Raw genomic sequence first — 24844 nt, 5'->3', positions numbered from 1 at the left:
CCCACCCCGAAACGTCATCCCCGCGTAGGCGGGGATCTGTCCAAGCGTCCGTTCATCGCAAGTATTCAGCCTGGAGAGATCCCGGCCTTCGCCGGGATGACGGGAATTGGGGGAATGTCCTAATTCCGCATCATCAGCACCGTCATGCCGGCGGAGGCCGGCACCTAGTCAGGCTTTGGTACAACGGCAGGTGCGGTTCGCTCCGCGCGGACAGCAAGCGCGAATGCGCTGCTCTTTGTCTGGATACCGGCCTTCGCCGGGATGAAGGACATAGATGCGCTGTCATGCCCACCCCGAAACGTCATCCCCGCGTAGGCGGGGATCTGTCCAAGCGTCCGTTCATCGCAAGTATTCAGCCTGGAGGGATCCCGGCCTTCGCCGGGATGACGGTGAGGAGGGGCGGGCGTCGGTGTCAGCTGGCACGGGCTCGTGCGGGCGCCGCCTTCGTTTGGTTCTGGGTCCCGGCTGATAGCAAGTGTTGGAAGTGTCTCGAGCTTTCTGCACACTTCGGCCGGGATGACAGTTGGGGATGGCGTTGAAGTTTGGCGTCAGCCATTGCACGTGTGCGGAGCAGGTGCGCAGCGTTGGAATCTAGTGCGCGGTGCCGGTCATGCCGTCGTTGCTGGCCCAGCGGAGAGTGGATCCCGTGCGGCTGACCGAGAAGCATTGTTCGCGGCCCGACTGCCAGATGTTCCAGCGCTGGCAAAACTGGTTGCCGGAAATGCGCCAAGTTCCGCGGTCTTCGCCGACGCCGCCGGAATAGATGGCCATCGCCCTCGATTTGGCGATCATCGTGCCACCGGGATTGTAGCGGATGGGAAGCGATCCAAACGGTGCCGAGATGTAAATCGTCCGTCCGGCGAGCAACGCGTGAAGCTCGGCGCCCGTGAGATTGTCGGCAATTGCCACACCGGCCGATGCCATGACCGTCGCTGTTGCCAACGCGGCGCTTACGCCTCTACGCATGCTTGTTCACCCCCGCCCGAAATCAGAAAACGCGAGGGGGTACGCTTAGCAAATCGCTTCGTGTGCTGCGCAACAAGGCTGTGGAAAAAGTAAAGATGGGGCGCGGATTGTTGCCGCGAGGACTCTGTTACGATTCCAGCAGTCGGCGAGCTGCCTGATCCGGCGTCATCGTGCCCGAAAGGACTGCATCAGCGAGCGGTTCGAGACCTTCCTTGCCGCCGGATTTGATGCGTGCGGCGACGATGTCGGCGGCAGCGCGCGCAATCAAATAGCGTGCGCGGCGGCGCCGTCTCTTCATCGCGCCATCGATGGCAACGCGGCTGCCGATTTCATCGAACGCGCTAACGAGTTCGGGAACGCCGTCGCCGCTCAACGCGCTCGTCTTCAATACCGGAACTTTATCCGCCGCCATCGCGCGGATCGACAGTGCGCCGATGAGCTGCTGCATCGTCTGCTCGGCGCCAGGGCGGTCAGCCTTGTTGACGACGATGATGTCGGCGATTTCGAGAAGGCCGGATTTCATGGCCTGGATGTCGTCGCCCAGTCCGGGTGCCGCAATGACGACCCGGATGTCGGCGACCTCGGCGACGTCGATTTCGTTCTGGCCGGTGCCGACGGTTTCGAGGAGCACGATATCGAAACCGGCGCCGTCGAGCGCGTCGATAATGCGGACGGCGGCGGGAGAGAGGCCGCCGAGATAGCCGCGCGAGGCGAGGGAGCGCACGAAGACCCCGTCGTCGTCGAGCGCTGCCGTCATGCGAATGCGATCGCCAAGGATGGCGCCTCCGGAGATCGGGCTCGAGGGATCGACGGCGATGACGCCGACGGTGCGGCCGTGCTGCCTCAGATGCGTGATGACGGCGTTGACGAGCGTCGATTTTCCGGCGCCAGGCGGGCCCGTGAAGCCAACGACGAGGGCATGGCCGAGGTGGGGCTGTAGCGCCTGCAACAATCCGGGTGCAGCGCCTGACAGCCGCTCAAGCTCGGTGATGACGGTCGAGATGGCCCGCCGCTCGCCGGCACGCATGCGCTCAACGTAGCCCGCTATTTCAGCGGCTGGGATGCGGGCGACTGGGGGAAGGGCGGCTGCGGTCGTTTTGGTCATGCGCCTGATTAGAAGGGAAGTGCTTCAGGTGCAACAGTGGGTTGGTTCATCTGTGGATGGCTGGTCTGACCCCGGTGTTTCTGCAGATCATCCGTGTAATGCTCAATATTGACGGGGGTGGGTCGTCGCTGAGCAAAATCCAAGCAGATGAGGGAAGCCGCATGCCGACGCACGCGTATCGCGCCGATATCGATGGTCTGCGAGCCGTCGCCATTCTAGGCGTCTTGGCCTTCCACTTTGGTCTGGGCGGAGTGACAGGCGGTTACGGCGGTGTCGACGTTTTCTTCGTGATCTCGGGCTTTCTGATTGCCGGAATTATCAGAGGCGAGCTCGAGGCCGGAACTTTTTCTTTGGCGCAGTTCTATGCTCGTCGGATCAGGAGAATTCTGCCGGCCCTGGTCGTGTGTCTTCTGGCGACGACGATTGCCGCGACGGTTATCTTTTTTCCTCATGACTTAGTTACCTACGGCAGAAGTTTGCAGTCCGTCGCGACCGGGACTTCCAACTTCTACTTTGCGAAAAAGGCGGGAGACTACTTCGGCGGCGTTGCGGCCGAAATGCCGTTGTTGCACACGTGGTCGCTCAGCATCGAGGAGCAGTTCTATGCGGTGTTTCCGCTGGTCATCATGCTGCTTTTTCGCTTCAGGCGCAGTTTTGTCACCTCGGTGATGGCGATCGCGGTGGTCGCGTCGTTGGCTTATAGCGTGAGCGCGGTTTCGCACGCGCCTGCGCAAGCGTTCTTCTCGAGTGCCGGTCGCGTCTGGGAATTGCTTTGCGGTACGATGTTGGCATTCGGCCTGCTTCCACAGGTCCGAAATGGGATCGTGCGAGAGGCGGAGGCGTTCATTGGCGCGGCGATTATCTGTTGGTGCTACTTCAGCTATACCGCATCGACACCGTTTCCGGGACTTGCGGCTGTGCCGCTATGTTTGGGCGCCGTTCTCATTATCCACTCGGGAATCGGTTCCGAGCGCGACACCGATTTACCGAAGACGATAATTGCGCGATTGTTGGCGTCTTCGCCAGGAGTTGCTCTGGGGAAGATCTCTTATTCGGTCTATCTCTGGCATTGGCCGCTCCTTGCGCTGGCCCGGTATCGGTATCCGCAAACCTTTGCTGGCGAACTGAAACCCGAAGTCGGCTTGGCATTTTGCGTCGTGAGTTTGGCCTTGGGCACACTTTCGTGGCGCTTCATCGAGCGTCCGTTCCGCGGACTTCCAGTCTCGGAGCGCCGTTGGCAAGCTTATGCCGGTGGATTGATCGTTCTGACGATCCTACTGGGTGGGACGCGGCTGCTCATCCAGGCACCCCACTCGGTGCAGACTTGGCCCCCCGAGATTGTCGAATTGGGCGGTGTGATCGAACGCAATCGCAAGCCCGCCTCTTTCGAACTTCCTCCGTCAGAGCAAGGCTGGCCTGTCGAAACGCATATAATCGGAAGCGGAAGAGGCGCGGAAACCGGAGACGCGCTGCTGTGGGGTGACAGTCACGCTCTGGCGATTATCCCGGGCCTTCAGGCCTATGTGGAGAAGGCAGGTAAGCGCGTTGTTGTGTCCGCTCATCCGGGATGCCCGCCCTTAATTGACGTCATTTTCTCGGGCAATCGTTTTGAGAACGTTTGCCAGGGCCTAAATGACCGCACGCTCGCTGCAGTGCTGAACAGCAAAATCAAGCGCGTCTTGCTTGTCGGGCGTTGGGCGTTCTTCCCCGATAAGATGTATTTTGAAAACGGGAAAGCCACCTACCGACGTGGACAACGAGGCTCCGATGCGTTCGCGCCGGCGCTGGAGGCGACAGTAAAAACGCTCGTGGAGCATGGTAAAGAAGTCGTGATCATGGGACCGGTTCCCGAGTTTGAGTTCAACGTCATTTCCGTCGCTGAGCGTCATCTTGCTTGGGGCATGGCTTTGCCGGAAGAACAGACCCTACAGACCTTTCTCGACCGCGAGCGGCGCCTGCTGCCCATACTCGCGCGGTTGGATCAAGCGGACGGGGTGGACGTGATCTATCCGCATTTGCGGCTGTGCGAAGCAGGCAGATGTCGCTATCTAAAGGACGGTGTACCTCTGTATTCCGATGACAACCATCTGACCGCGGCGGGAGCGAGAGAACTCAGCAATATGTATGCCGAGTTCTTCAGGTCCAACCAGGGTGTCACGACCGCGTCGCCATAGTCAGCTTCTACCGCGGCTTCTACCGCGGCGATCTCAAAACCTCTCCAGCACGTCTTCTTCGGCCGCGGGTTCCTCCGGCTTCGCGGATTTGAGGATTGCCGGCAGAATGTCTTCGGCCTTGTCGACCACGATGAAATGCACATCGAGGCCATCGCGGATGAAGGTCTCGCGCTTCATGTGATCGAGAAGCGTGAGGAACTGGTCCCAGAAGCCGTTGATGTTGGCGATGACGATCGGCTTCTCGTGGCGGCCGAGCTGAGACCACGTCAATTGCTCGACGAGTTCCTCCAGCGTGCCGATGCCGCCGGGGAGGGCAACGAACGCGTCGGCGCGATCGAACATCAGCTGCTTACGCATGTGCATGTTCTCGACGATGATCAGCTCGTCGACGTCTTTCAGCATCAGCTCGCGGCTGCCGAGGAATTCCGGGATGATGCCCGTCACCTTGCCGCCCGCTCCAAGCGCGGCGTGAGCGACTTCGCCCATCAGGCCGAGGCTGCCACCGCCGTAAATCAAGCGGAGACCATTGTCGGCGAGCGCTTTGCCGAGTTTTCTGGCCGCAATCGCATAGGCTGGGTTCAGCCCCTTGCCGGAGCCGCAATAGACGCAAACGCCTTCGATTTTTGAGGGGGTTGTGGATTTCTTATCATTTGCCGGTGCGCCGGCCGGCAATTTGGTCATTTCATTCATTCTCGTACCATTCTCAAACTACGTAGCTTCAATATCTAGGAATTCGCTTCCCACTCGCCAGAGTATGCATGGGATGCATGCCGCTTTTGTGGTGGTCGTACGGCGTTCAATTTCTAATTTTGCGCTGTCGAGCCTGCGGGACTGGCGAGAACCCGACGCGTGTGGTTAGTTCATAACCGGGTTCAAAGGCGATGTTATGAAAAACGGCGAAGCCACGGTTTCCGCGAAGAAAACCGCGATCTCCAGCGCTCGGGTGGGTGCCGCTTCCGCACTGCTCGGCATTCTGGCGCTTTTGCCGCTGCCGCTCGATGCCGCCATCGATCATGAGGATGCCCGTGGCGCTGGGACGACCTTTGTCGTCAACCGCGCGTTTCCTCGCGTTGTGGCCGTGGATAATGAAGATACGCTCGAGGCCGCCGAACCGTTTCACGCTTTGGCTCAGGATTCCTCGAAGCCGCCCGATAGAGCGCCTCCGCCGGCGACGGCCAAAGATCTCAATGAGAGCCTATGGCCGCCGAAGGAGCTTGGGCTGACGGATCGCGTGCAAGACTGGCTCGCGCGAGCTAATCGCGAATTTCAGACGACGATCATTCGGCGATTGTCGACGCCAGCTGCTGGCGGCGACGCGATTGCCCAGAAAATCGAGCAGGTGAAGCAGGAAGACGCTGAAGCCGCGGCTCGGGTCGCGAAGGAGGCGATCGACGCGGCGCAGGCCAAAATTGCGGCGGAGGCCGAGGCCAAGCATAGCCAAGAATTGTCCGAGGCCGCCGCGAAAGCCGCGGAAGAGGAGAAGGTGCGCGCCGCGGAACGAGAGCGTGTCGAAGCTGCGCGTATCGAGGCGCAACGGCGTCAGGACGAGCTTCGGCTCGCTGCGGAAAAGAACGCGGCGGAGCAGAGAGCTGCGGAGGAAGCCGCAGCGAAAGAAGCTGCTTTGACCAAGGAACGAGAACTCGCCGCGCTACGAGAGGCTGAAGCCGCTGCCAAGAAAGCAGCGGAGGAGAGGCAAGCAGAAGCTGAGCGGCAAGCGTTGAAGAAAGCCGAGGGAGCGAAAGTCGCGGAAGCGGCTAAGCGCAAGGCGGCAGAAGACGCAAAGCGTGTCGCGGATGAGGAAGCGGCTAAGGCGGCTGCCGCTCGCGAAGCCGAGGCAAAAGCGATTGCTGCGAAGGAAGCCGCGGAAAAAGAACGCCTCGCGCAAGAGGCGGCGAAGAGAGATGCGGAAGCCAAGGCAGCTTCTGCTCCGGCAAAGCAGGCGATGGTCGAGGATGTCGACAAAGATAAGACCGACGTTGCGGCTGCGCCGAGCGCGACCCAGCAGCCGTCAGCGAAAGATCACCAGCCGGCGGTGATCACCGATAAGAAATCTTCGGGCGGTGCGGACGACGTTGCTCGCAAGCCACGGCAGAAGCACGTGCACGCCCATCGCCCGGCCAGCAACCGCGTGGCTGTTGCCAGCAATCACGTGGCGCGGGGACCTGTGGTGAAGCGCTGGGTGCGGCGGGCTCGGCAGGGCCGCTGCCGGTCTGCCGGCGAAAAGATTTTGCTGCCCGGCCGCTATACGGTCGCGCATGGCGATAACTTGTGGTTGATCGCCCTTCGCCACTACCGCACGGGCTGGTACTTCCGGCGGATTTATCTTGCGAACCGGAGCGTTATCCGCGATCCGAACCTCATCCATCCGTGCGAGCGGCTCTACCTGCCGCGCCCGTAACGGCGATGGACTTTCCAGGCGTGTGACCCTATCTGAAGCCGAATGCAAAGCGCCGTTGTCAATTGGTGCGCGGCAGTCCGCGATGGACTGTTGGCGCGCATTACGCCTTCCGCCGCGTCCAGCCGGGTCTTGAAGGCCCTTTGGCCCTATGTGTGGCCGCAGGACCGCCCCGACCTCAAGCGGACGGTCATCTGGTCATTCGTCATCGTCGTCATCGCCAAGGGCGTGACGGTCACCGTGCCTTTCACGCTGAAGTGGGCGACTGATGCGCTTGTCGCTGCGACCGGCGGGCACGTGGCGAGCAACCAGACGCTGCCCTGGCTGATCGGTGCGCCGGTGCTGGCGACGATCTTTTACGGCATCGCGCGGATCGTGATGTCGCTGCTCGTGCAGGTGCGCGAGGGCATGTTCGCGCGCGTTGCGATGCATGCGGTAAGAAAGCTGGCGCTGTCGACATTCGAGCACATGCACCGGCTGTCGCTGCGCTTCCACCTCGAACGGAAGACCGGTGGTCTGACTCGCGTTCTCGAACGGGGCCGGACGGGCATCGAGAACATCAGCCGCATGGCGCTGATGACGCTCATTCCGACGATCGTCGAATTTCTGATGATCATCGCGGTCTGCGCTTACGAATTCGACTGGCGCTATATCGTGACCATCGTGGCGATGATCGCGGCCTATCTATGGTTCACGGTGAAGGCGACCAACTGGCGGCTTTCGATCCGCCGGGCGATGAACGAGAGCGACACGGACGCCAATACGAAGGCGATCGACAGTCTGCTCAATTACGAGACGGTGAAATACTTCGGCGCGGAAGGGCGAGAAGCGGCGCGCTACGACAAGTCGATGGCTGCCTACGAGAAGGCGAGCATCAAGACGTATACGTCGCTCGCGGTTTTGAACTCGGGCCAAGCGATCATCTTCACCATCGCGCTGACGATCTGTCTCGTGATGTCGGCGACAGACATCGTATCGGGCAAAGATACGGTCGGCCATTTCGCGATGGTCAATCTGCTGATGCTGCAGCTCTTCATGCCGCTCAACTTCATGGGCATGGTGTATCGCGAGATCAAACAGGGCCTGACGGACATCGAGCGCATGATGGAAGTGCTCGAGCAGAATCCGGAAGTTGCTGACAGGCCAGACGCCAAAGAACTCACGGTTACGGGCGGCGCCATCAGGTTCGACCATGTGGGCTTCGCCTACGATCCGGAGCGCCGAATTCTGAAGGACGTTTCGTTCGACGTGCCGGCCGGCAAGATGATCGCCATCGTCGGCCCGTCGGGCGCGGGCAAGTCGACGGTCGGGCGGCTGCTTCTCCGCTTCTACGATGTGACGGCTGGCCGGATCACGATCGACGGGCAGAACATTCGCGACGTGAGCCAGTCTTCGTTGCGCGCGGCTATTGGCGTGGTGCCGCAGGATACCGTGCTGTTCAACGATACGATTTTCTACAACATCAAGTATGGCCGCGCGGACGCGACCGACGCGGAAGTTTATCACGCGGCGAAGCTTGCGCAGATCGACGATTTCGTGCGGGCGCTTCCGGACGGATACAACACGATGGTGGGCGAGCGCGGGCTCAAGCTTTCGGGTGGTGAGAAGCAGCGCGTTGCGATCGCGCGGACGATCTTGAAGTCGCCGCCGATCCTGTTGCTCGATGAAGCGACGAGCGCACTCGACAGCCATACGGAAAAGGAAATTCAGGACGCGCTAGACCGGGTTTCGAAGGACCGTACGACGGTCGTCATTGCGCACCGGCTGTCGACGATCATCCATGCGGACAGCATTCTGGTGCTGGAAGCGGGGCGCGTCGTGGAGCAGGGGACGCACGGCGAACTTATCGCGAAGAACGGTCTTTATGCGAGCCTCTGGGCGCGGCAGCGGCAGGCTGAGAAGGCGCGCGAGGAACTGGCTCATGCGCTCGAAGAGGCCGGAGAGCCCGCGTAAGAAGCGAACAGAGAGCTTCAGTCTTCGACGATTTTCCAGCCGTCCGGGTTGGGAAGTTTCTTCCGCTTCGTCTCGGCTTCATCGCGCGTTGTGAACCGGATCGCCAGGGCGCGCGGGACGAACACATCGCCGTTGCCGAGATAGGTATGCTGTCCGGTGGAGCGGAAAACATCGCGCCGATGTTCTTCCAGTAAATATGTCATTGGCCGAGATCTCGCGGTCGCCGGGGTGAGCGGGAAGTGTGACTGCAACTTTCGGCAAAAAACTAGCCCCGAGATAGGGGCCGGGAGACCCATCTCGGGGCTAGTTGCGAGTTCAGCCTTTAGCTCTTCCAGGAAGCGTGCGGCTTAGCTCGAGCTCACGAATTCTATTGTATACTAAAAAAGCAATCAATTGAGGGACGCCGCGCAAGTCCCTTTTGACGCGGCGAAGCGATCTGCGGTTTGGGGAAAGTACCTGTGGGTGCAGGGAGTGGGGGGCTTTGTTTCACTCCTAGCAAAACTTATCCCCGGTTCATCGGCTGGTGTTAAAGTTCGCCTTTCGACCGGTATGGTCCGGTTTTTGAGAGGATGTGACGTTTGGACGTTCGGGAATTCGCAGCGACATCGAAACGGGTACTGGCCGCGATTTGGCGTGGTTCGGTGATTGCGCTCTGGTCCGTGCGCGAGATCCTGAGGACCGCCTGGTCGATTGCGCGCGGGCCGTTGATTACGGCGCTCAACATCGTCATGGCGCTGATCATCCTCTTTGAGGAATGGGGATGGCGGCCGCTGTCCGATCTCATCGGCCGGCTCGCGAAATTCGCACCTATCGCGGCGGCGGAGCGGTTGATCGCCAGATTGCCGCCTTACGCGGCGCTTCTGGTGCTGGCGTTGCCTACGGCGTTCCTGCTGCCGCTGAAATTCGTGGCCGTGTGGCTGCTGGCGAACGGGCATTTCGCGACGGCGACCTTGTTGTTCATCGGGGCAAAGGTCGCTTCGACCGCGATCATCGCGCGTCTCTTCATTCTGACGAAGCCGTCGCTGATGCAGATCGGCTGGTTTGCGCGCGGCTTCAACTGGTTGATGCCGTGGAAGGACGCGCTATTCGCTCAGATCCGCGCGTCGTGGGTTTGGCGGTATGGCCGTGTGATGAAGGCGCGGATCGTGGAGGAGGCGAAACGCTCCTGGAGGCAGCTCAGCCCTTACGCCTCGGATCTGTGGCGACGATTGACGGGGCGCGAACTCCCGTTCGCCGGAAAGCCGGGCGAAGAGCGCGATCTTTCGATAAAATGATTCGCGATCACGGGTAGGTAGAAGTGCCTAATTGGGCGGCTGAAATTCGTCCGCGGGGGAACATTTGGCAGCAGCATTGGCGTGCTTGGGGGGGAACCGATAATAGCAATTGGGCAACACTGCGCATCCCCTGGAGCGGCACGCTGCTGCCGATGGCCGATCTAATGTTGACGAACGCGGTCAAGTAACTTCTTCTAAGTTCGAAGTGAGCCCATGTGGCTTAAGGGGCAAAGTTCGCGGCGCTACTCGTTACACGTGTGGGCGCTGGTTTTGGGGGCATAGGGATGCGATCGAGAGTTTTATCCGGCCTCATGCTGGTTTTGGCGTTGGGTACGCTGACCGCAGCAACGGGGGGGATGTCTACTGAAGTCCGGGCGGAAGAGGCGTCGATCACCGGCATTCCGGAAGACTCGCTCGCGGCCGACTGGAACGACCCGGTGCGCGCGGCATTCGCGCAGCGCGGCATCACCTATGGCGTCAACTGGATCGGCGAATACTGGAACGTCGCCAAGGGCGGCAACTCGCAGGGCTCCAACTTCGACGGCCGATTCGATGTCCACACCGACATCGATCTCGAAAAGCTGCTGGGCTGGAAGGGTGCCGCCATCCACGCTAACGGCTTTTACATCCACGGTATCGGTGCTTCGACGGAACGCGTCGGCAATATCTTCGCGGTCAGCAATATCGAGGGCTACGAGACGTTCCGCCTTGATGAGCTGTGGCTGGAGCAGTCGCTGCTCGAGGACAAGTTGAAGGTGAAGGTTGGCTCGATTGCCGCCGATACCGAATTCTTCATCAGCGATACGGGCTCCCAGTTCATCAACGGCACGTTCGGATGGCCCGGCATTACGGCTGCCGATCAGGCGGCGGGCGGACCGGGATATCCGCTGGCGTCGCTGGGCGTGCGCGTGCAGTACACGCCGACCGATAATCTCAACATTCTCGCCGCCGTCTTCAACGGCAGTCCGGCTGATCCTTTTTCCGAGAACCCGCAAAAGGACAACAATCACGGCGTGGAATTCCGTCTCCAGGACGCGCCGCTGCTGATGGTCGAAGCGCAGTTCAAGTACGACGTCGGTCTTCCCGGTACGTTCAAGCTCGGCGGCTGGAAGCAGTTCAACCACTATGCGCCCGAGTTTCTCGATCCGAGCGTTCTCGACACCAGCTCGGGAATCTACGGCATCATCGATCAACAGATCTGGAAGGGTGAAGGCGACAAGTCGATCAACGCGTTCGTGCGGCTCTCCGGTAGCCCGGACAAGCAGAACCTGATCGATACCTATGTCGATACGGGCATCGTGTTCACGGGCTTCGTGCCGGGCCGCAAAGAGGACAGCTTCGGCGCGGCGTTCGGCTATGGTCACATCTCGAACGATCTGTCGCAGGCTCAGACCGATCCGGACAACGACTTCACGTCGAACGTGCTCTCGAATTACGAATCCGTTCTGGAGCTCAACTACCTCGCGAAGATCCGTCCCGGCTTCACCATTTCGCCTGACTTCCAATACATCTGGAACCCCGGGGGCCGGGTCGGCAGCGATGCCGATGATTTGCAGGCAATCCCCAATGCGGCGGTGGTCGGCGTCAGGACGACGTTGAATTACTGAGCCGAGCTTCGGGTTTTCGAAGCGCCGATTTGACTTTGGCCTCCTAGCGCCGCCTCGATGGGTGCGCTAGGAGGCCTTTTCATGAGCGGCGTCCAAACAGACCTTCGGCCGATTCTGATCGCCGGGCCGACGGCGAGCGGCAAGTCCGCGCTTGCGATGGCGATTGCTGAGCGCGCCGGTGGCGAGATCATCAATGCCGACAGCATGCAGGTCTATCGGGAGCTGCGCATTCTCACGGCGCGGCCGTCGCCCGACGATGAGGCTCGCGTTCCGCACGCGCTCTACGGGTTCGTGCCGGCGAGCGAAGCTTATTCGGCGGGGCGTTTCGTCCGGGATGCCGCGGCGGCAATCGCGAAGGCTCAGAGCGAGGGGCGGCGGCCGGTCATCGTCGGCGGGACGGGCCTTTATTTCAAGGCGCTGCTCGAGGGGCTTTCTCCGATCCCCGACATCAATCCCGATGTGCGTGCATATTGGCGCGGTGAGGGAGAGCGGCGGGGCGCGGGCGCCCTGCACGGGGAACTGGCATCGCGCGATCCTGTCATGGCGGCGCGTCTTGCGCCGACCGACTTGCAGCGGATCGTCCGGGCGCTTGAGGTGATCGAATCGACGGGCCGGTCGCTTGCGGAATGGCAATCGCTGCGCGGCGAGCCGGTGATCGCGGAAGCCGAGACGGTGCGCCTCGTGGTGTCCGGCGACCGCGCGGAGCTTCACGCGCGGGCTGATGCTCGCTTTGAGCGAATGATGCGAGAGGGGGCGCTCGACGAAGTGCGGGCGCTGTCGTTGCTGCAACTCGACGCCGATCTTCCGGCGATGCGGGCGATCGGGGTCCGACCGCTTCTTCGTCTGGCGCAGGGGCAGGCTACTGCCGAGGAAGCTCTTGAAGCGGGAAAGGCAGAGACGCGCCAATACATAAAAAGGCAGGAGACCTGGCTAAAAAGACATATGATTGCTTGGATGCCAGTAGAAACGAAAGAAAAGGAAAGCTATTGGCGCGATATTTTCGCATTTATTCAGCGTTAGCGTTGACCAATTAGGCTCCGACCCCTACTTTCCCCCGATCTTTCTAAACCCGCCTGAGCACTTTTGCCGGCGAAGGAGTTTGTTCATGGCACGCACGATGACCGGCGCCGAGATCGTATTGCAGGCGCTGGCGGACCAGGGCGTCGAGTTGATCTTCGGATATCCGGGCGGCGCGGTCCTTCCGATCTACGATGAGATCTTCAAGCAGGAGAAGATCCGGCACATCCTCGTTCGCCAGGAGGGCGGGGCTCTCCATGCGGCGGAAGGCTACGCGCGATCGACCGGCAAGGTCGGCGTCTGTCTCGTGACGTCGGGACCGGGCGCGACGAATGCCGTGACGGGTCTCACCGACGCGCTGATGGATTCCATTCCGCTCGTGTGCATCACGGGGCAGGTTGCGACGCATCTGATCGGCAACGATGCTTTCCAAGAATGCGATACGGTCGGCATCACGCGGCCATGCACGAAGCACAACACGCTGGTGAAGAGCGTGAACGATCTCGCGCGCATTCTGCATGAGGCGTTCTACATCGCGCGGACTGGCCGTCCGGGACCGGTGGTTGTCGATATTCCGAAGGACGTGCAGTTCGCGCTCGGCAATTATGTCGGGCCGTCGAATATTCAGCATAAGACCTACCGCCCGAAGCTGAAGCCGGAGCAGACGGCTGTTCGCGAGGCTGTCGATCTCATCGCGAGCGCCAAAAAGCCTGTGTTTTATACGGGCGGCGGCGTCATCAACTCGGGTCCGAAAGCGAGCCAGCTGTTGCGCGAGTTCGTGCGGCTGACGGGTTATCCGATCACGTCGACGCTGATGGGGCTCGGCGCGTATCCGGCGTCCGACAAGCAGTGGCTCGGCATGCTCGGCATGCACGGCACGTATGAAGCCAACAACGCGATGCACGACTGCGATGTGATGATCAACATCGGCGCGCGCTTCGATGATCGCATCACCGGTCGCGTCGATGCGTTCTCGCCCGGATCGAAGAAGATCCATGTCGATATCGATCCGTCGTCGATCAACAAGAACATCGTGGTCGATGTGCCGATCGTTGGTGATTGCGCGTATGTTCTCGAAGACATGCTGCGGATCTGGAAGGCCAAGGCACCGCAGCTCGACAAGTCTGCGCACAAGGCTTGGTGGAAGCAGATCGACGGCTGGCGTGCGAAGAAGTCGCTTGCCTATAAAAATTCCAAAGACATCATCATGCCTCAGTACGCATGTCAGCGTCTGCAGGAGCTGACGAAGAATCGCGATACGTTCTTTACGACCGAGGTCGGTCAGCATCAGATGTGGGCGGCGCAATTCCTCCAGTTCGAGGAGCCCAACCACTGGCTGACGTCCGGAGGACTGGGTACGATGGGATATGGTCTGCCTGCCGCTATCGGTGTGCAGCTTGCGCATCCGAGGTCGCTCGTCATCGACGTAGCGGGCGACGCATCGATCCTGATGAACATTCAGGAGTGCTCGACGGCGGTGCAGTACCGGCTGCCGGTCAAGGTCTTCATCATGAACAACGAGTACATGGGCATGGTGCGCCAGTGGCAGCAGCTCTTGCACGGCAATCGCTTGTCCGAGAGCTATACGGAAGCGCTGCCGGATTTCGTGAAGCTTGCCGAGGCGTATGGCTGGACAGGCATGCGTTGCGAACATCCGGCCGATCTGGACGACGCCATCGAAGAGATGATCAATACGAAGGGGCCGGTGATCTTTGATTGCCGTGTCGCCAAACTCGCAAACTGCTTCCCGATGATTCCATCCGGAAAGGCTCATAACGAGATGCTGCTCGGCGAGAACATAACCGACGAAGAGGTCGAGCGCGCGATCGGCGACGAAGGGAAGGTATTGGTTTGAGAAGCTTGGGCTCAGGCTTCGGCATCGGTCTCGTTGTGGCCGCCCTGTTCGTGGCGACCCTCGTTTCCATGCCGCAGACGTCGGCGGCCAGGGAAACCTGGGACCGCGTCGCCAACATCAAGGATGCCGCGAAACGCCTTGGCGATCTGCATCGTCGCCAGGGTTCGGCTGGCGTGCTGAAATTCCTCGACGCCTGCTACCGCACTCAAACGCTCGCCAGCGAATACTCGGCCGGTCTCGAGTCGTGCATGGCGCAGGATTACATGCACAGCCAAGTGCTGGCGCAGATCTATGCGCGCATTCCGCAGGCGGATCGCGTGCGGATGGGGACGCCCGCGCCTGAAGATATTGCGCGTGGCATGGGGCAACGGTTCGTTGCGACCTTCAAGCAATACAAAATATCGACGAAGGAAGCGGAGAAGTTCAAGAAGATGGTCGATACGAACGGCATGCCGATCTTCCTGAAATCCGTGTTTCCGCCTCAGAAGCCGGGTGAGGCTGGCGCCGACATCGATAGCGGCGCGGCGAGCAAAAATTGACAACGATGTTGAAGCTCGTCATTGCCAACAAGCTTTACTCGTCGTGGTCGCTCAGGCCCTGGCTTGTGCTTTCCGCTTTCAACATTCCGTTCGAGGAAGTTCTCATTCCGTTGAGGACGCCCGAAAGCCGTGGGCTCGTGCTCGAGTATTCGCCTTCGGGTAAAGTTCCGGCACTGATCGACGGCGACGTCGACGGCGACGTCACCGTCTGGGAAAGCCTCGCCATCATCGAGTATCTGGCGGAGAAATTTCCGGAGCTCGCGATCTGGCCGCGCGATGTCAAAGCCCGCGCCCACGCTCGCTCCATCTCGAACGAAATGCACGCCGGATTTCAGGCTATCCGGCAAGGCTGCCCGATGCATCTCGGCGCTCGTTTTGCGACGCCGCCGTTAACCGAGGCCATGAGGGCCTGCATCGATCGGATCGAAGATATCTGGTCGGAGGCGCGTAATCGCTTTGCAGGCAGCCAGCCCTTTCTTTACGGTGCGTTCTCGGCCGCCGATGCCATGTATGCGCCCGTCGTCACGCGGTTCGACACGTATCAAATTCCCGTGCGCGAGGCGACCCGAGCCTATATGGATGCTGTTCTCGCGCACCCCGCTTTCGAGGCGTGGCGCGCGGCAGCGCTCGTCGAGCCGTGGCGCATTCCGGAATATTCGGACGGCCACACGCCGGTCGAAAGTTTCATCTGATCCAAAGTTTCATCCGACCCTAAGAGACCGACGATGTCCGAACTTACAAAGCAAATGCCGCCGCCAAGCGTTCTGAGATCGCAAGAGATCGTATCGCGCACGCTCTCGGTCGTCGTCGATAACGAGCCGGGCGTGCTGGCACGCGTCATCGGCCTTTTCGCAGGCCGCGGTTACAACATCGACTCGCTGACAGTGACCGAAGTCGAGCACGAGAAGCGGCTTTCGCGCATTACCGTGATCACGAGCGGGACGCCGGCCGTGCTGCAGCAGATCAAGCATCAGCTCGAGCGCCTCGTTCCGGTGCATCGCGTGCGGGACTTGACGGAAGAGGGCGGATCGATCGAGCGGGAACTCGCGCTCGTGAAGGTTGCGGGCAAGGGCGACAAGCGCATCGAGGCTTTGCGGCTTGCCGAAATCTTCCGCGCGAAGGTCGTCGACACGTCGATCGAGCATTTCGTGTTCGAGGTTACGGGCAAGCCGTCGAAGATCGAGACGTTCATTCAGCTGATGACGGAACTCGGCCTCGTCGAAGTTTCGCGCACCGGCATCGCCGCTATCGGGCGGGGCGCGGTCGGCTGACCGTAAATCATCGTATATAGCGTTCGGCAACAGGGAGCACGCGGTTCGCGGTGTTGCCGTTCAGATGTCACTTCATCTCTATCTGTCGCTGCTGACTTTCGTGTTCGTCTCGGCCATGACGCCGGGGCCGAACAACACGATGTTGCTGACGTCCGGCGTCAATTTCGGATTTGACCGGACACGCCCGCACGTTCTCGGCGTGACGATCGGGTTTACGATCATGATCGTGGCGGTGGCTCTTGGTATTGGCCGCGTCTTCACGGCGTTTCCGACGGTCTTTTCGGCGCTGCGCATCGTGAGCATCGGGTATCTCTTGTGGCTCGCGTGGCGGATCGCGACGGCGGGGACGAGCGATCCGGTTGTCACGGATAAGGCTCGGCCGATGACCTTTCTTGAAGCGGCGCTCTTCCAGTGGGTCAATCCGAAAGGGTGGATGGTGGCGCTGAGCGTTGCAGCCAACTACGTTTCGCCCGAGAACCTTTGGGCGGACGTTCTGGTGCTGGCGGCGACCTTTCTCACGGTCTCGCTGATCTCAGCCACGAGCTGGGCGTTCTTCGGCACGTCGCTTCGGCCGCTTTTGGCGGATCAGCAGCGTGTCAGGATTTTCAACGTGGCGATGGCCGTTGCGCTCGTTGCGTCGCTGTGGCCGATCGCCCGCGAAATGATTTGAGCGTTTGACGCCGCGCGTCAGCCCTTCTTGGCCATCCGGGCGTTTTCGTGCGCCAACGCCTCGGCCGATTCCGAGAAATTAGAACCGTCATCGTTCAGCCCAAACTTTTGTTTGTCGAGCCCTTTGAAAGCGAGAGAACCATCGGACGTCGCGTAGAGCGGCAATGCGCTCGGCGGCTGGCCGAAGGTCACCAGAAATGCCTGGACGTTCGGCTGGTATGTACCGTCGACGCCCTTAGCGCAGCGATCCGGGCCCTCGGCGGCCGCGCAAGCACTCAGCGATTTGTAGGACGGCGCGTGGCTTCGATGCAGTGCAACAGCTTTGTCGATCGCCTGTCCGCATTGGTCGATCGTCAGTTTCTGCATGCTCGCGCAATCGCCCGAGGAGATGAAAACGCCCGTTTCGACCTTTGTTTTCGGCGTTACCGCCGTCGCGCTATTGCCGCAACCCGCGAGGGTGACGGCTGCAAACAGCATTCCGGATAACGCGATCATTCGCATGGCGCTGGTCCAAACTGGGCGTCAGAGACCGCAAATATGCGCGTTCGGAGTTAGGGTTCAGTTAATGGTTGCAAGGGGCGCCCGGAACGGGACGGATAAAAATTCGATCTAGGGCAGTCGGTAGCACCCCGGGCCGTTGAATCCTTATGCCGATCTCTGTAGGTTCCGCCCAGATTTCGGGCCCGGTTTCGAGCCCCTGTCTTTCAACCCAGCCCGACCGTCGATTTCGACCGGGGAACCCGAGAGGCCGCCCATGCGCGTCTATTACGATCGTGATGCCGACATCAACCTTATCAAATCGAAAAAAGTCGCGGTCGTCGGCTACGGCAGCCAGGGCCATGCGCACGCGTTGAACCTGAAGGACTCCGGCGTCAAGGACATCGTCATTGCGCTTCGCAAGGGTTCGGCTTCGGCGCAGAAGGCCGAGCAGGCCGGTCTCAAGGTCATGGAAGTGGCGGAAGCTGCGAAGTGGGCCGACGTCATCATGATGCTGACGCCGGACGAACTGCAGGCCGACATCTACAAAGAGCAGCTCGAGCCCAACATGAAGAAGGGCGCGGCGCTTCTGTTCGCGCACGGCCTCAACGTTCATTTCAATTTGATCGAGCCGCGTGCTGACCTCGATGTCGGCATGGTTGCGCCGAAGGGCCCCGGTCACACGGTGCGTGGCGAATATCAGAAGGGCGGTGGCGTGCCGTGCCTGATCGCCGTTCATCAGGACAAGAGCGGCAATGCGCACGATCTCTTTCTTTCCTACGCATCGGCAATCGGCGGTGGCCGTTCGGGCGTGATCGAAACGACGTTCCGTGAAGAGTGCGAGACGGACCTTTTCGGCGAACAGGCCGTGCTTTGCGGCGGTCTCGTCGAGATGATCCGCGCCGGCTTCGAGACGCTGGTGGAAGCGGGCTATGCGCCGGAGATGGCGTACTTCGAATGCTTGCATGAAGTGAAATTGATCGTCGACCTCATCTATGAGGGCGGCATCGCCAACATGAACTACTCGATCTCGAACACGGCCGAGTACGGTGAGTACAAGACGGGTCCGAGAATCATCACGTCCGAGACGAAGGCCGAGATGAAGCGCGTGCTCGCCGACATTCAGACCGGCCGCTTCACGCGCGACTGGATGCTGGAGTGCAAGGCGGGGCAGCCGAACTTCAAGGCGACGCGCCGGTTGAACGACAGCCATCAGATCGAGGAAGTCGGCGCGAAGCTGCGCGCGATGATGCCCTGGATCTCGAAGAACAAGCTCGTCGACAAGGGCAAGAACTGATCGGTGCGGTAGCTTGTGGGCGGGTTCCGGCAACTGGAACCGCCCGCACTACTGCGCTTTGGGGAGGGTTTACGTGCGGCAGCGCGGGCGGTCCACGTCAAATCCGGCCCATCATCCTTGCGGATAATCGACCGGGACTAACGCGGGCGGCAGAGGAGCGGGGACCTCTGCCGCCCGTTTCCGATTCTGCCGTTTGCACGGCTTCTTCGGAAGAGTTGGGGCTCTGACGCAGCACGGCTGCTGCGTGAGCCCGATGGTGTTTCCATCGGGAGGCAGTGATCCATCATCACACCTCGCCGCCATGAAACCTGGTGCAACACCAGGATGTTGAAACCGGCCAAGAGGTGCTGGGAGATCTTGACTGTCGCCCCCCAGCGACGCTGTCGTGAGTGTCATATGCGTGTCGAATCTTGGCCGCGTCATGACCAAACTTGGCTGATGCCAAGGCTAGTGCTTTTTTGTGCAATTGGAATTCACATCGATAAGCGCCCAACATATTTGCGCTTCGAGCATTTGAAGAGGAGCCCGAAATTGCTCAGGCGAGTTCTAGTCGGACAGAGACTTATTTGTGTCTCGCTCTATCGCGCATCTGATTTCGACGTGGCTCATACGTGAAAGCGCGCGTGATGCCGGATGCCGGCTTTCCCTTTGCCAACGGCGTTAAATCGGTTTCGAGTTGTTCGCTGAAACTCTCCGGTGAGCCTTGGCCATTTGCTCACGAGCATGCGGCCGAGATCGACTTACATTGGCAGACGGCGACCAAATCCAATTCCTCGTACTTCAACGGCATCGTGCATTTGATCGACAGTGTACGTTTCGTTAATGGCGTGCTCGAAGCAACGCTGACCAGAACGGATTTCAAAAGCTATCTCTACTGGCGGCTCGGCGGCTATCCCGACGCCTGCGTTCTCGACGGCTTTGGTTCTGCGATCATTCGCACTTCGGACGGCGACATTCTGCTGGCGCAGCAAAGACCAGGGAACGTCAACTATGGCTTCGCCTGTCTACCGTCGGGCTTCATCGATCCGCGCGATGTGCAGCCTGACGGAACGATCGACATCGCGCGCAGCATCGCACGGGAAGTTGCGGAAGAACTCGGAGTGGTCGCGAACCACATCGAACGCGAGGACGGGTTCATCGTTGCGCGGTCCGGTACGCAATTGTGTTTCGGGCTCCAGTTCAATGCATCGCTTTCGACGGCTGATATTTTGAGGCTCGTCGATGAACACAACGCGACGAGCGACGATCCGGAATTGGAATCGATCATTCCTGTCGCAAGGCTGGCCGACATCGCGGATCTCAAGATGCTGCCCTACGCGCGCGTGCTGCTCGAAGCGCTTTTCGCCGCGCGCTGAGACGCTTCCGCGAGGCGAAAAAGGGCTTGGCGGGACGTGATGCTTGCCGCATGGTGCCGCCGCTCACGCGGTCGTACGCCGGCTTGAGCGCAGCAGCGGGGAGTACGGCGCACGATGACGCTCACGTATCATGTCCTTGACGTTTTCACGGAACGGCCGTTCGGCGGCAATCCGCTCGCAGTGGTGCTTGGAGCCGATCGGCTGAGCGCCACCGACATGCAGACCATTGCCCGGGAATTCAATCTCTCGGAGACGGTGTTCGTGTTGACGACGACGAGCCCAGGACATACGGCGCGCATCCGCATTTTCACGCCGAGCCGGGAGTTGCCGTTCGCCGGTCATCCGACGATCGGCACGGCGGTGCTTCTGGCCGAGCTTCGCGCGTTGCTCGGGAACGGCGAGAGCGATGCGATCATCGCGCTCGAGGAAGAGATCGGCAGCCTGCGCGTTGGCGTCCGCATGCGCGCGGGCGGGGCGTCGTTCGGAGAGTTCGATGCGCCAAAGCTCAGCTGCGTTCCCGAAATCATGTCGGAGCCCGAGCAGATCGCGGCGGCGGTAGGTCTCATTCCGAGCGAGATCACCTTCGAAAATCACAAGCCGACGCTCGTGAGAAGCGCGCCGTCGTTCGCCTTCGTGCCGGTCTCAAATCTCGAGGCGATGGCGAAGGTGCGCATTTCTCCGCAGCATTGGGCGCGGGCGTTCACCGATCGTGGCGTCAACGGTGTTTATCTCTACACGCGGCAGTGTGTGCGCGGCCAATCGGCGTTTCATGCGCGGATGTTCGCGCCGGATATGGGCCTCGGCGAAGATCCGGCGACAGGGTCGGCTGCGGCGAGCTTCGCCCATGTCATCCAGGAGTTCGACGGGCTGACCGACGGCATGCATAAGCGTGGCATCGAGCAGGGTTTCGAAATGGGCCGGCCGAGCGCGATCTCGCTGACGATGACGGTCGCGCGCGGCAAGCTCGAGGGCGTGCGCATCGGCGGCTATGCCGTGCGCGTCGCCGAGGGAACCCTCAAGATCTGAGATCTTATTTGCGCGTCCCAACCGGCAACATGCGGGACAGCGTGTTGTCCTTGAAGACGTGGTGATGAACCAGCGCCGCGATGGCGTGCAGCCCGATGACATAATAGAGCACGTTGCCGATCAGCTCGTGCATCTCCTTCAGGGGACGCGCGAGGTCTTTATTTTCGCCGATGAGATAGGGCAGCTCGAGCCCGAAAAAGGGCGCCGGCCGGCCCGCAGCGTTCGACATCAGCCAGCCGAGCAGCGGCAGCGCCAACATCGCAGCGTAGAGCAGGGTGTGGGTGAGGTGGGCAATGCCGGTCTGCCAGGCCGGAGGCAAGGGGATGATCCGTGGGGCTGTTACACGGCTCCGGACGAACAGGCGGACGATCACCAGGAGCAGGATTGTGATGCCCAGCGATTTGTGGGCGAGCATCAGCAGATCACGCGTCGGATCGCCTTTTGGAAAATATTCGTGAAACTCGACGGCTGCGAACACTGCGACGAAGGCCAACGCCGTGATCCAGTGCAGCGCGACGAGGGCTGGCGGATATGCTGTCGCTTCGGTAGATGGCTCAATGGCTGCGGTCACGTGATCTTTTCCCCCCAAATGCTCTCGATCTGCCGCTGTGGCGGTTCTTACGGGTTTAGCGCCCGTTATCCGTTGGACAGCGACGAATATTGCCGCAGGCGCCGGGTTTTGTCGCTGCGATTGCGCCGCGGCGGCGGAACGGCTTGATTTTCGGGAGCCATATCGGTTATTCACCCCTCGATTGAATTGTTCGACCGGAACCGGTTCCACTTATCGGACCTCTGCCTTCATGGCGCGCGCGACCGACATTGCTGCACCTTTTACGTTTGCTTCGCGCAATCGCAGCCGCATGATCGCGCCTAAGTCCCTGTTTTCGCTGCTCCTTACCGGCCCCTGGGCCGCATGACGCCCGGCCGTCGCCGGGTTCGTGCCCAGGGGATCAGACGGTCAACAAATTGAGCTTGATAGCGATCGTGGCAGACTGAAGAGTCGCCCGGCAAAGGATGAAAAAGCAATGACTTCCGAAATCAAAGGCGCGCCGGCAGCGGCGAAGCGCGAAGACGATAAAATCATAATTTTCGATACAACCTTGCGCGACGGCGAGCAGTGCCCCGGCGCGACGATGACGTTCGAGGAGAAGCTGCAGGTCGCTGAGCTTCTCGACACGATGGGCGTCGACGTTATCGAGGCCGGTTTTCCCATCGCGTCGGAGGGCGACTTCGAGGCGGTGACGGAAATCGCCAAGCTCGCGAAGCAATCGGTCATCTGCGGCTTGGCACGCGCGAACTTCAACGACATCGACCGCGCGGGCGAAGCGATCAAGCCAGCGAAGCGCGGCCGTATTCATACGTTCATCGGCACGTCGCCGCTGCACCGCCAGCATCAGCTGCAGCTGACGCAGGAGCAGGTTTACGAGCGGGTCGTGGCGTCGGTAACACGCGCGCGCGGCTACACCGACGATGTCGAATGGAGCGCGATGGACGCGACGCGCACCGAGCATGATTATCTCTGCCGGGTCGTGGAAGCGGCGATCAAGGCCGGCGCGACGACGATCAACATTCCCGATACCGTCGGCTACGCGTTGCCGGAGGAGTATTTCGACCTCATCACGATGCTCAAAACGCGCGTTCCTGGCATGGACAAGGTCATCATCTCGACCCACTGCCACGACGATTTAGGCCTCGCCGTCGCCAACTCGCTGGCGGGCGTTCGGGCGGGGGCGCGGCAAATCGAATGCACGATCAATGGTCTTGGCGAACGGGCGGGCAACGCCGCGCTCGAAGAGATCGTTATGGCCATTCGCACGCGTCACGATCTGATGCCGTACAGCACGGGCATCAAATCCGAGATGCTGTCGCGGGCTTCGAAGCTCGTTTCAGCAGTGACGAACTTTCCGGTGCAATACAACAAGGCCATCGTCGGCCGGAACGCGTTCGCGCACGAGAGCGGCATCCATCAGGACGGCGTTCTGAAGAACACCGAGACCTATGAGATCATGACGCCGGAATCCGTCGGCGTCGGGAAATCCTCGCTGGTCATGGGCAAGCATTCGGGGCGCGCGGCGTTCAAGTCGAAGCTGAAAGAGCTCGGCTATACGCTCGGCGACAATGCGATGGAGGATGCCTTCAATCGCTTCAAGGCGCTCGCCGACCGGAAGAAGCACATCTACGACGAAGACATCGAGGCGCTGGTCGACGACGGCATGGCGCACATCAACGACCGGGTGAAGGTCACGGCTTTGACCGTGATTGCGGGAACGATGGGTCCGCAATCGGCGACGCTGACGCTCGACATCGACGGTCAGTCGAAGACGGTGCAGAGCGCCGGTAACGGGCCAGTCGATGCAACTTTCAATGCGATCAAGCTGCTCTTCCCGCACAATGCTCGCCTCGATCTCTATCAGGTGCACGCGGTGACGGAGGGCACGGATGCGCAAGCGGAAGTGTCGGTGCGTCTCGAGGAGGATGGCCGGGTCGCCACGGGGCGTGCGGCCGATCCCGATACGCTCGTCGCTTCAGCCCGGGCGTTTGTCGCGGCCCTCAACAAGCTTGTCGTCAAGCGGCAGAAAACCGCCCAGGCTCAGCAGGCGGTTTAGAGGAATAGAGCCAGTTTTCGCTTAATTTGGCCGGGGTGGCGTGCAGCAATCACTGTACGCTGCCCCGGTGTCCGTTTGGGGGTATATGGAAAGCCGCCATCGCAGGTTACCATCTGGTGAGAAGCCTTGCTTTGGACAGAGCGGCAATCTTGTATACCGCCGTCCACTTCATAAGCTCGGCGGCACAAAGTAGGCCAGGTTCGCGAATGTTCGGTTTAGGCTTCAGCAGCGTCATCTCCGACAACATCGCTATCGATCTCGGCACCGCGAACACGCTCGTCTACGTGGAGGGGCGTGGCGTCATCATCAACGAACCGTCCGTCGTCGCCATTCGCTCACGCGGCGGCGTTCGTGATGTTCTGGCCGTCGGCGAGAAGGCGAAGCAGATGCTCGGCCGGACGCCGGAAAGCATCGAGACGATCCGGCCGCTGCGCGACGGCGTCATTGCCGATTTCGTCGCGACGGAAGAGATGCTGCGCCAGTTCATCGGCCGCACGAAGTCGCTCATCGAATTCGTTCGTCCACAGATATTGATTTGTGTACCGGCCGGGGCGACGCCGGTGGAGCGGCGCGCGGTTTATGAGACGGCGCTATCGGCCGGTGCGCGAAAGGTGTTTCTCGTCGAGGAGCCCGTCGCGGCGGCGATCGGCGCCGGTTTGCCGATCGACGAGCCCAAAGGTTCGATGGTCGTCGATATCGGCGGCGGGACGACCGATGTCGCGGTCCTCTCGCTTGGCGGCGTCGTGCAGGCGCGGTCGATACGCTGCGGCGGCAATGCGATGGACGATGCCATAGTGCGTTTCGTTCGGCGCAAGCATCAGCTGTTGATCGGGGAAGCGAACGCCGAGCGCATCAAGATCGAGGCGGGTTCGGCGTCGCGCATCATCAACGGCGAGACGGCGGAGATTGTCATTCGCGGCCGGGAGATCAAAGAGGGTAAGGCGAAGACGGTCATTCTCGGGCCGCACGATATTGCCGAAGCTCTCGAAGGAACCGTCGAGCAGATCGCTGAATTCATTCAGCACGCGATCGAGGATCTGCCGCCGGAAATTTCGACCGATATCTGCGAGCGCGGCATCTATCTTTCGGGCGGCGGCGCGAAACTGACGAAGCTCGACGAGGAAATCGAGCGCAGGGTCGGCGTCAAAGTTCATTTACCCGAAGTGCCCGAGCAATGCGTTATTGTGGGTACCGCGGCGATACTGCGCACGCTCAAGGAGCGCGAGCATCTTTTGATCAGGCCCTGAACTGCGCGCGA

22 protein-coding genes are annotated in these 24844 nt (G+C 60.7%); 16 read left to right on the top strand and 6 right to left on the bottom strand.

Translation table 11 applies throughout. The features are described from left to right. Nucleotides 1-591 precede the first annotated feature (591 nt). Nucleotides 592-966 carry a hypothetical protein gene (locus G359_RS14010; RefSeq protein WP_045836630.1) on the bottom strand — a complete coding sequence of 125 codons (375 nt, stop codon included), beginning with the start codon at nucleotides 964-966 and terminating at the stop codon, nucleotides 592-594. Between the two features lie 127 nt (nucleotides 967-1093). Next, on the bottom strand, nucleotides 1094-2071 hold the full coding sequence (gene meaB, locus G359_RS14005) for a methylmalonyl Co-A mutase-associated GTPase MeaB (protein WP_045836629.1): 978 nt from the start codon (nucleotides 2069-2071) through the stop codon (nucleotides 1094-1096). A gap of 161 nt (nucleotides 2072-2232) precedes the next feature. Between meaB and G359_RS14000 the strand changes: the two genes are divergently transcribed. Then, complete coding sequence (locus G359_RS14000) at nucleotides 2233-4245, top strand: acyltransferase family protein (RefSeq protein WP_197077585.1); 2013 nt, start codon at nucleotides 2233-2235, stop codon at nucleotides 4243-4245. A 33-nt stretch (nucleotides 4246-4278) separates the two neighbouring features. On the opposite strand, the gene G359_RS13995 is transcribed toward G359_RS14000, so the two are convergent. Continuing rightward, nucleotides 4279-4926, bottom strand: coding sequence for an LOG family protein (locus tag G359_RS13995; protein WP_045838026.1), 648 nt, complete (start codon nucleotides 4924-4926; stop codon nucleotides 4279-4281). Nucleotides 4927-5131: 205 nt separating this feature from the next. On the opposite strand from G359_RS13995, the gene G359_RS13990 reads away from it, so the two are divergent. After that, nucleotides 5132-6643, top strand: a complete 1512-nt coding sequence (locus tag G359_RS13990) for a LysM peptidoglycan-binding domain-containing protein (protein ID WP_045836627.1) — start codon at nucleotides 5132-5134, stop codon at nucleotides 6641-6643. 42 nt (nucleotides 6644-6685) lie between these two features. Then, nucleotides 6686-8593, top strand: a complete 1908-nt coding sequence (locus G359_RS13985) for an ABCB family ABC transporter ATP-binding protein/permease (RefSeq protein WP_052699388.1) — start codon at nucleotides 6686-6688, stop codon at nucleotides 8591-8593. A gap of 17 nt (nucleotides 8594-8610) precedes the next feature. On the opposite strand, the gene G359_RS13980 is transcribed toward G359_RS13985, so the two are convergent. After that, on the bottom strand, nucleotides 8611-8796 hold the full coding sequence (locus G359_RS13980; RefSeq protein ID WP_045836626.1) for a hypothetical protein: 186 nt from the start codon (nucleotides 8794-8796) through the stop codon (nucleotides 8611-8613). Nucleotides 8797-9171: 375 nt separating this feature from the next. On the opposite strand from G359_RS13980, the gene G359_RS13975 reads away from it, so the two are divergent. From G359_RS13975 to G359_RS13940, 8 genes are all read left to right on the top strand, one after another. Continuing rightward, on the top strand, nucleotides 9172-9867 hold the full coding sequence (locus G359_RS13975; protein ID WP_245280039.1) for a hypothetical protein: 696 nt from the start codon (nucleotides 9172-9174) through the stop codon (nucleotides 9865-9867). Nucleotides 9868-10151: 284 nt separating this feature from the next. Then, a complete protein-coding gene (locus G359_RS13970; RefSeq protein ID WP_045836625.1) occupies nucleotides 10152-11474 on the top strand; it encodes a carbohydrate porin in 1323 nt (440 codons plus the stop codon). Nucleotides 11475-11555: 81 nt separating this feature from the next. Continuing rightward, the gene (miaA, locus tag G359_RS13965; RefSeq protein ID WP_045838023.1) at nucleotides 11556-12494 is read left to right on the top strand and encodes a tRNA (adenosine(37)-N6)-dimethylallyltransferase MiaA; all 939 of its coding nucleotides are present in this window, start codon (nucleotides 11556-11558) and stop codon (nucleotides 12492-12494) included. Between the two features lie 85 nt (nucleotides 12495-12579). After that, entirely contained in the window at nucleotides 12580-14346 is a 1767-nt protein-coding gene (locus tag G359_RS13960) for an acetolactate synthase 3 large subunit (protein ID WP_045836624.1), read from the top strand. Beyond that, nucleotides 14343-14885, top strand: coding sequence for a hypothetical protein (locus G359_RS13955; protein ID WP_045836623.1), 543 nt, complete (start codon nucleotides 14343-14345; stop codon nucleotides 14883-14885). Before G359_RS13960 ends, G359_RS13955 begins: the two co-directional genes overlap by 4 nt. A gap of 5 nt (nucleotides 14886-14890) precedes the next feature. Beyond that, entirely contained in the window at nucleotides 14891-15577 is a 687-nt protein-coding gene (locus G359_RS13950; RefSeq protein ID WP_045836622.1) for a glutathione S-transferase family protein, read from the top strand. Nucleotides 15578-15610: 33 nt separating this feature from the next. Beyond that, nucleotides 15611-16156 carry an acetolactate synthase small subunit gene (gene ilvN / locus G359_RS13945; RefSeq protein ID WP_045836621.1) on the top strand — a complete coding sequence of 182 codons (546 nt, stop codon included), beginning with the start codon at nucleotides 15611-15613 and terminating at the stop codon, nucleotides 16154-16156. A 64-nt stretch (nucleotides 16157-16220) separates the two neighbouring features. After that, nucleotides 16221-16826 (top strand): LysE family translocator, encoded by a 606-nt coding sequence (locus tag G359_RS13940; RefSeq protein ID WP_045836620.1) that lies wholly within the window; start codon nucleotides 16221-16223, stop codon nucleotides 16824-16826. A 17-nt stretch (nucleotides 16827-16843) separates the two neighbouring features. Here G359_RS13940 and G359_RS13935 read toward each other — a convergent pair whose 3' ends face one another. Next, the gene (locus G359_RS13935) at nucleotides 16844-17326 is read right to left on the bottom strand and encodes a DUF1190 domain-containing protein (RefSeq protein ID WP_045836619.1); all 483 of its coding nucleotides are present in this window, start codon (nucleotides 17324-17326) and stop codon (nucleotides 16844-16846) included. 253 nt (nucleotides 17327-17579) lie between these two features. Here G359_RS13935 and ilvC point away from each other — a divergent pair, with 253 nt between their 5' ends. The 3 genes from ilvC to G359_RS13920 all read left to right on the top strand — a co-directional run bounded on the left by ilvC (nucleotide 17580) and on the right by G359_RS13920 (nucleotide 20980). Then, nucleotides 17580-18599, top strand: a complete 1020-nt coding sequence (gene ilvC / locus G359_RS13930) for a ketol-acid reductoisomerase (protein ID WP_045836618.1) — start codon at nucleotides 17580-17582, stop codon at nucleotides 18597-18599. Nucleotides 18600-19210: 611 nt separating this feature from the next. After that, nucleotides 19211-19954 (top strand): NUDIX hydrolase, encoded by a 744-nt coding sequence (locus G359_RS13925; protein ID WP_245280038.1) that lies wholly within the window; start codon nucleotides 19211-19213, stop codon nucleotides 19952-19954. Nucleotides 19955-20068: 114 nt separating this feature from the next. Then, nucleotides 20069-20980 carry a PhzF family phenazine biosynthesis protein gene (locus G359_RS13920; protein WP_045836617.1) on the top strand — a complete coding sequence of 304 codons (912 nt, stop codon included), beginning with the start codon at nucleotides 20069-20071 and terminating at the stop codon, nucleotides 20978-20980. A gap of 4 nt (nucleotides 20981-20984) precedes the next feature. Here G359_RS13920 and G359_RS13915 read toward each other — a convergent pair whose 3' ends face one another. Then, on the bottom strand, nucleotides 20985-21551 hold the full coding sequence (locus G359_RS13915; RefSeq protein ID WP_045836616.1) for a cytochrome b: 567 nt from the start codon (nucleotides 21549-21551) through the stop codon (nucleotides 20985-20987). A 454-nt stretch (nucleotides 21552-22005) separates the two neighbouring features. Here G359_RS13915 and G359_RS13910 point away from each other — a divergent pair, with 454 nt between their 5' ends. Further along, entirely contained in the window at nucleotides 22006-23586 is a 1581-nt protein-coding gene (locus G359_RS13910; RefSeq protein WP_045836615.1) for a 2-isopropylmalate synthase, read from the top strand. Between the two features lie 206 nt (nucleotides 23587-23792). Beyond that, entirely contained in the window at nucleotides 23793-24833 is a 1041-nt protein-coding gene (locus G359_RS13905) for a rod shape-determining protein (protein ID WP_045836614.1), read from the top strand. Nucleotides 24834-24844: the final 11 nt, after the last annotated feature.

Origin of the sequence: Hyphomicrobium sp. 99 (genome assembly GCF_000384335.2) — a bacterium.
In the GTDB taxonomy this organism is placed as follows: Bacteria; Pseudomonadota; Alphaproteobacteria; order Rhizobiales; family Hyphomicrobiaceae; genus Hyphomicrobium_B.
Note: the sequence above shows the minus strand (reverse complement) of the source record. Positions and strands in the feature narration are given on the sequence as shown.

Excerpts from the sequence above, each read along its gene's own strand:
- G359_RS13985 (WP_052699388.1), top strand. The coding sequence starts at position 6,686 with ATGCAAAGCGCCGTTGTCAATTGGTGCGCGGCAGTCCGCGATGGACTG.
- G359_RS13920 (WP_045836617.1), top strand. The coding sequence starts at position 20,069 with ATGACGCTCACGTATCATGTCCTTGACGTTTTCACGGAACGGCCGTTC.
- meaB (WP_045836629.1), bottom strand. The coding sequence starts at position 2,071 with ATGACCAAAACGACCGCAGCCGCCCTTCCCCCAGTCGCCCGCATCCCA.
- G359_RS13995 (WP_045838026.1), bottom strand. The coding sequence starts at position 4,926 with ATGACCAAATTGCCGGCCGGCGCACCGGCAAATGATAAGAAATCCACA.
- G359_RS13990 (WP_045836627.1), top strand. The coding sequence starts at position 5,132 with ATGAAAAACGGCGAAGCCACGGTTTCCGCGAAGAAAACCGCGATCTCC.
- G359_RS13980 (WP_045836626.1), bottom strand. The coding sequence starts at position 8,796 with ATGACATATTTACTGGAAGAACATCGGCGCGATGTTTTCCGCTCCACC.
- G359_RS14010 (WP_045836630.1), bottom strand. The coding sequence starts at position 966 with ATGCGTAGAGGCGTAAGCGCCGCGTTGGCAACAGCGACGGTCATGGCA.
- miaA (WP_045838023.1), top strand. The coding sequence starts at position 11,556 with ATGAGCGGCGTCCAAACAGACCTTCGGCCGATTCTGATCGCCGGGCCG.
- G359_RS13950 (WP_045836622.1), top strand. The coding sequence starts at position 14,891 with ATGTTGAAGCTCGTCATTGCCAACAAGCTTTACTCGTCGTGGTCGCTC.
- G359_RS13935 (WP_045836619.1), bottom strand. The coding sequence starts at position 17,326 with ATGCGAATGATCGCGTTATCCGGAATGCTGTTTGCAGCCGTCACCCTC.
- ilvN (WP_045836621.1), top strand. The coding sequence starts at position 15,611 with ATGTCCGAACTTACAAAGCAAATGCCGCCGCCAAGCGTTCTGAGATCG.
- G359_RS13910 (WP_045836615.1), top strand. The coding sequence starts at position 22,006 with ATGACTTCCGAAATCAAAGGCGCGCCGGCAGCGGCGAAGCGCGAAGAC.
- G359_RS13905 (WP_045836614.1), top strand. The coding sequence starts at position 23,793 with ATGTTCGGTTTAGGCTTCAGCAGCGTCATCTCCGACAACATCGCTATC.
- G359_RS13960 (WP_045836624.1), top strand. The coding sequence starts at position 12,580 with ATGGCACGCACGATGACCGGCGCCGAGATCGTATTGCAGGCGCTGGCG.
- G359_RS13970 (WP_045836625.1), top strand. The coding sequence starts at position 10,152 with ATGCGATCGAGAGTTTTATCCGGCCTCATGCTGGTTTTGGCGTTGGGT.
- G359_RS14000 (WP_197077585.1), top strand. The coding sequence starts at position 2,233 with ATGCCGACGCACGCGTATCGCGCCGATATCGATGGTCTGCGAGCCGTC.
- ilvC (WP_045836618.1), top strand. The coding sequence starts at position 17,580 with ATGCGCGTCTATTACGATCGTGATGCCGACATCAACCTTATCAAATCG.
- G359_RS13940 (WP_045836620.1), top strand. The coding sequence starts at position 16,221 with ATGTCACTTCATCTCTATCTGTCGCTGCTGACTTTCGTGTTCGTCTCG.